Origin of the sequence: Actinoallomurus acaciae (genome assembly GCF_042429965.1) — a bacterium.
Classification (GTDB): domain Bacteria; phylum Actinomycetota; class Actinomycetes; order Streptosporangiales; family Streptosporangiaceae; genus Actinoallomurus; species Actinoallomurus acaciae.
This window is the reverse complement of the sequence record NZ_JBHLZP010000662.1, coordinates 1-3,862: the sequence shown is the minus strand read 5'-3', so window position 1 is coordinate 3,862 and position 3,862 is coordinate 1. Positions and strand designations below refer to the sequence as shown.

Sequence of the window (3,862 nt, the reverse complement as noted above, 5' to 3'; positions counted from 1 at the left end):
CCGACCGGTTGCGGACGACGCCACCGGCGGACGCCGTGGTGCTCGGCGCCGCCGGCACGTCCGATCCCTCCGGCAGGGCCGACGTGCGCGCCGCGGCGCGGCTGCTCTCCCGCCACCTGGGACGTCCGGTGGCGCACGGGTTCGCCGCCTCGGCGGAGCCGTCGCTCCCGGAGGTCGTCGGTGACCTGCGAAGACGCGGCGCCCGGCGGGTCACGGTCGCGTCCTACCTGCTCGCTCCCGGGTTCTTCCATCGGCGGATCCTCGACTCCGGCGCGGACTCCACCGGCCCGCCGATCGGCGTCCACGACGCGCTCGCGACCTTGATCCTGCGCCGTTACGACGAGGCGGCGGCCGCATACGGCCGGATCGGCGAAGCGCCACAGAGGGCGGTTTCCCGCACATAATGCTTCCGCGCGGCCGAGACTTTCGGAGCGTCGGGCACCTGACCTGGCCTTCAGCGGGAGATGATGCGACGCATGGAACCCCTTCCGAGTGCGGTGTGGGTCGTGGCGGGGCCACCGGGCGGCGGGAAGTCGACGGTGGCCGACCTGCTCCTGACCCGGCTACGGCCCGTTCCCGCGCTGCTCGACAAGGACACGCTCTACGGCTCGTTCGTCTCGGCGACACTGCGCGCGAACGACCGTCCGGAGGGCGAGCGCGAAGGTCCCTGGTACGACGAGCACATCAAGGCCCACGAGTACGCCGGCATGACCGCCACCGCCCGCGAGATCCGTTCCCACGGCTGCCCGGTGCTGCTGAGCGGCCCGTTCACCGGACAGATCCACGACCCTCGCCGGTGGCGCACGTGGATCGAGGAGCTGGGCGGTTCGCCGGTACACCTGGTCTGGATACGCACGGACCGCGAGACGCTGCGCGAGCGCCTCAAGAGCCGCGGCCTGGAGCGCGACCAGCGCAAGCTGGAGCGCTTCGAGGAGTTCGCCGCCGCCATACGCGTCGGTGAGCCGCCACCGGTCCCCCACATCGCGCTGGACAACCGCATCACGGCACGACCGCTCGCCGACCAGCTCGACGAACTGTTCTGAGACCCGCGGTCAGCCGCGGTCCCAGAAGAAACGGCCCCTCCCGCCGGTCGGGGGCGAGGCCCTGCTGGGGCCTGTCTCGAAGTGGTTGAGTCGTGGGTTCTCCACAGCCGTGGATGCGGTCTTCTTTTGGCCTGTGGGGTGGCTTGACAATGGAAGTGGGGTCGGCGCCCCCTGGGAGGGCGGGGAGCGTCCCGGACAGGGAGCGTCCCGGACAGGGAGCGTCCCGGACAGGGAGCGTCCCGGACAGGGAGCGTCCCGGACGGCGGGACTTCGAATCGGGGGTCGGCAGCGGCGTCGGCCGGAAGGGCTTCCGCGACCCTGATGGCACGCCGCCGCCGGGATCATCCGTGGTTCCCTCCCCCGGTCCTCGGCGAACCCCGCGTCATTTGCGGAGCAGTTCCCGCAGGTTGACCACGAGCAGCACGGCGGCGATCACGACCATCGGTCCGAGCAGCACGTACCGGCCGCCGTACACGACCGCGAAGCTCAGCCCCACCACGACGGCCACGGCGCCGGCCAGCATCAGCAGGCCCGTCGCGAGCGCGAGCATCCGGCGGCGGGCCCAGGATTCCATCGTCAGGAACAGGAAGACGACCCCCGCCAGGAGGATCGAGACGGGCTCGTGCGGCACGACGAACACGCCGACGACGGCGAGGATGAACAAGGGCGTGCTCAGCGCCGCCCAGACGTTCAGGAAACGGGTGCGTGAGCCCCGGGTCGGCATGTACGGGACGTTCGGCTCGCGCAGGTGCTCCTGCGGTTCGGCCTCGGGCGGCCGGGCGAGCGTCGCGTCGTGCGCGGCGCGCTCCTCGGACAGGTCCGTGCGCGTGCGCACCAGCGCGCGGAGGGCGTTCTCGGCCTTCACCACGTCCGCCGACCGCTGCCGCGCCAGGGAGCGGGCCTTCTCATGGTGGCCGAGGGAGACGGCGCCCGCGCGCAGCCGGCGCAACTCCTCACGGTCGCGTTCGATCGTCGCGTCGGCGTCCGCGATCTCCCGGTCCAGGATCGCGATCCGCTCGCGCAGTGCCTGGTGGTCGTCCTCGGGCGCGGGCGGCACCTTCTGCAGCCCGGCCCACCCGAGCGGGTCCGCCCAGAGGGTCCGCACCCGGCCGTCGCGGTCGTAGCGTGGGCCCGCCGGGGCGCGCTCGCCGCCGACCCAGTCACGTGTGTCGCGCCCCCACAGCCCGTGGAAGCCGCTCACCCACGGTGTCTCCTCGGAGATGACGACCGGATGCCAGCCGCGTGCGCGGGACGGGCCGATCTCCTCGCCGTCGCCCATGGCGTAGTCGATGAAGGGGATGCCGACGCCGCCGTGTCGGCGCCCCTCCCGCAGCCAGGGGAAGGCGAAGGCCGTGACCCGCCGGGTGCCGCGGAGGATCGGCCGCAGCCGCGCCGGGTTGACGGTCACCAGGTAACGGCCGCGGACGAACGCGCCCGAGTGCGAACCCGCGCCGACGTAGACCACCGGGTGGTCGCCGACCCGCCTCAGGTCGGGGTCGTCCCAGCGGCGCCGCAGGTCGTCACCCGACTCGTCGTGCGCGGACACCGCCACCCACGCCGGCCGCGGCCCGGCGGGGGACTCGGCGAGGTAGATCGTGACGGCCTCCCAGTCCGCCTCGTGGTCGTTCACCCCGCTGAAGGTCGTGCGCCAGTCGTTCATCGCGTACAGGAAGAAGTACTGGAGGATCACGTAGCCGCCCTCGCGCACGACCCTGCCGTAGTAGGTGCAGCGGGCCGGGTTCATGCGGCGCTCGTACAGGTCCGCGGCGGCCGCGGCGACGCCGCCGGGCACCGAGCCGCGCAGGAACAGCGACGCGCGGAGCAGCACGTCGAAGACCCGGCCGAACAGCCCGACCGCGGCGAGCCGCCCGAACTTGGCGATGGGCGGCTTGGCCTGGGAGTACCGGCGGACCTCCTTGCGGTGGAAGGGCTCCTGGACGAGCAGCAACGACAGCTGGGAGTCCGGGTGCCGCGCGGCCGTCGCGACCAGCGTCTCGGTGGTCAGCTCCCCCGCGGGGACGAGCTCCTCCTCCCCTCGCCACAGGCCACAGCAGCGTACGTAGTCCTCGACGGCGACCGGGAAGAAGCGCTCGCCGTCGGTGTAGGACAGGACCGGTTCGTACCTGCGCAGCAGCTCCAGGTCGGACTCGTACGGAACGGTTTCTTCCGGCTCAGACACCGAATCCCCTAGTAACGACCATTCGGCTGTTATACCGGACGGCCAATACCGGTGATGTCTCTGTATCGGGGTGCATGAACGGTTTTTCACCGGGTACCCCGTAGGCGCTTCAGCCGTCCAGGGAGTTGATCGCCAAATGTCCGCAACGCTACGAGTCCCGCGCACCCGCGGAGCCCTCAGTGGGCTGCTGCTGGTGCTACTCGGCCTGTGGGGCGCGCTCATGCCGCTCGTCGGGCCGTATTTCCACTTCGGCTTCGCCCCCGACAAGGCGTGGCACCTCACGTCCGGCCGGGTGTGGCTGCAGATCGTGCCCGGTGCCGCCGTCTTCCTCGGTGGCCTGATCGCGCTGGCGAGCGCCAACCGCGCCTTCGCGGCGTTCGGCGCCTGGCTGGCCGCACTCGGCGGCGCGTGGTTCGGCGTCGGCGTCCCGCTCAGCGGCCTGTGGGCCGACCGGCGCCACACGATCCTCGGGTCGGCGCTCGGCGGTACGACGCGCCAGGTCGCCGAGCAGATCACCCTGCTGTACGGGCTCGGCGTGGTCGCCGTCTTCCTCGCCGCCGTCGCCCTCGGCCTTCTCGACGTGGTCGGCGTACGGGACGCCGCGCTGGCCGAGCAGGCCGACCGGACGGCGCCGGTGATC

At 72.2% G+C, this 3,862-nt stretch carries 4 protein-coding genes; 3 read left to right on the top strand and 1 reads right to left on the bottom strand.

Annotated elements, in window-relative coordinates; translation table 11 throughout:
* Both ACFFNX_RS44445 and ACFFNX_RS44440 read left to right on the top strand, forming a co-directional pair.
* Positions 1-404: CbiX/SirB N-terminal domain-containing protein (locus ACFFNX_RS44445; protein WP_378212292.1), on the top strand; the 404-nt coding region annotated here is incomplete at its 5' end.
* Positions 405-476: 72 nt separating this feature from the next.
* Positions 477-1,043 (top strand): P-loop nucleotide/nucleoside kinase family protein, encoded by a 567-nt coding sequence (locus ACFFNX_RS44440; protein WP_378212291.1) that lies wholly within the window; start codon positions 477-479, stop codon positions 1,041-1,043.
* Between the two features lie 382 nt (positions 1,044-1,425).
* On the opposite strand, the gene ACFFNX_RS44435 is transcribed toward ACFFNX_RS44440, so the two are convergent.
* Positions 1,426-3,222 (bottom strand): hypothetical protein, encoded by a 1,797-nt coding sequence (locus tag ACFFNX_RS44435; protein WP_378212290.1) that lies wholly within the window; start codon positions 3,220-3,222, stop codon positions 1,426-1,428.
* Positions 3,223-3,358: 136 nt separating this feature from the next.
* On the opposite strand from ACFFNX_RS44435, the gene ACFFNX_RS44430 reads away from it, so the two are divergent.
* Positions 3,359-3,862: hypothetical protein (locus tag ACFFNX_RS44430; RefSeq protein WP_378212289.1), on the top strand; the 504-nt coding region annotated here is incomplete at its 3' end.